Source organism: Gemmatimonadota bacterium (assembly GCA_040388625.1).
GTDB lineage: Bacteria > Gemmatimonadota > Gemmatimonadetes > Gemmatimonadales > Gemmatimonadaceae > Fen-1247.
Genome location: JAZKBK010000010.1, coordinates 1 through 1,045, shown reverse-complemented (window position 1 = coordinate 1,045; position 1,045 = coordinate 1). Strand labels below are relative to the sequence as shown.

General features: G+C 61.1%; 4 protein-coding genes. All 4 read left to right on the top strand.

The window, feature by feature from the left end; genetic code table 11:
* A partial coding sequence (locus V4529_16840; protein MES2360009.1) for a hypothetical protein occupies positions 1–259 on the top strand: 259 nt, incomplete at its 5' end.
* Between the two features lie 41 nt (positions 260–300).
* Positions 301–594 (top strand): hypothetical protein, encoded by a 294-nt coding sequence (locus V4529_16835; GenBank protein ID MES2360008.1) that lies wholly within the window; start codon positions 301–303, stop codon positions 592–594.
* Complete coding sequence (locus tag V4529_16830) at positions 591–821, top strand: hypothetical protein (protein ID MES2360007.1); 231 nt, start codon at positions 591–593, stop codon at positions 819–821. Before V4529_16835 ends, V4529_16830 begins: the two co-directional genes overlap by 4 nt.
* On the top strand, positions 818–1,003 hold the full coding sequence (locus V4529_16825; GenBank protein ID MES2360006.1) for a hypothetical protein: 186 nt from the start codon (positions 818–820) through the stop codon (positions 1,001–1,003). The genes V4529_16830 and V4529_16825 overlap by 4 nt, the downstream gene beginning before the upstream one ends.
* Positions 1,004–1,045 lie beyond the last annotated feature (42 nt).

Genomic DNA, 1,045 nt, shown 5'->3' with positions numbered 1-1,045 from the left:
GTCAAAGGCTGTCGCTGTGCTTAAAAAGGGTCGGTGGTATCACGTCGCCGGCGCGCTGTTCGTGCGTTCGTTCGGCGCGTTCGGTGGTGCTCGAGGTGCCGCGTTCGTTGTTCGCGCTCGCGAGCTGTCGGCCGCGTTAGTCGACCTGGCGCGCGTCGTCGTTCAAGGTGCCGGCGCTGGTTTGTCGTGCGTCGGCCGTTTGTTAAGCGGCGGCCGGTTCACCCTTCTAGGGTTGCGCTCCGTCTGGTTAGTGCGCTAACCTCTGTGGGTCATGTACTCCACCGAACTGGAGGAACACAGATGGATCGCATCACGAGTAAGCACCTCGAGCAGCTATGCCGGGTGTTGAACAATCGGGTGAACGGCAACACGGACCCGCTATGGACGCGCGTCGGCAGTGAGAATGTCGCGACTATCGGAGCGTTCTATATCGACGGCGCCTACGGTGGTGTCGCGCTCTATCGGATCGTCACGGATGGTGGTGGTGTCACTGACATCTTCCGTAATGGGCATATGCCGAAGCGGGACCTGTACGCGCGTATGACTGCGCTGCTCGACGGTATCGGCCTGGCACGCGAGCTGGTGTCGGCATGACTGCGGCGGAGCGTATTCGTCTGGCGCGTGAAACTCTCGAGGCGCTGATTGCACTTCGCGAGGGACTAGAGCCGAGCCCGGCCGCTGCAGATGTGTACTTCGCGAAGACTGAAGGACTGCGTGATGCGCTCGCGATCGTGGCGTCTGCTGCTGCTGTTCGTTCGTCTGTTGAGCGTGGCGACGCGCTCGCAGTGTTCCGTACCTCTACCGAACTGGAGGGATCATGACTACTGCCGAGAGGCTTGAGGAACTGCGCGCGGCGATTCGCGCGGAGAACATTTCCTATGGCGAGCTTGCCGAACTGCAGGGGATGGCCGATCAGATTCCGGCCGGCGATCTCGAGCTGCTCGAATGGGCAGGGGTGCCGGAGTTTCCCGAAGACACTTCCACCGAACTGGAGGAGCTATGAGCTATTCGAAGTCAGACGTGCAGTTTCACTCGGACGGATTCC

What these genes read in the sequence shown, in the direction of transcription:
- V4529_16835 (MES2360008.1), top strand. Translation starts at nt 301, where the DNA reads ATGGATCGCATCACGAGTAAGCACCTCGAGCAGCTATGCCGGGTGTTG.
- V4529_16825 (MES2360006.1), top strand. Translation starts at nt 818, where the DNA reads ATGACTACTGCCGAGAGGCTTGAGGAACTGCGCGCGGCGATTCGCGCG.
- V4529_16830 (MES2360007.1), top strand. Translation starts at nt 591, where the DNA reads ATGACTGCGGCGGAGCGTATTCGTCTGGCGCGTGAAACTCTCGAGGCG.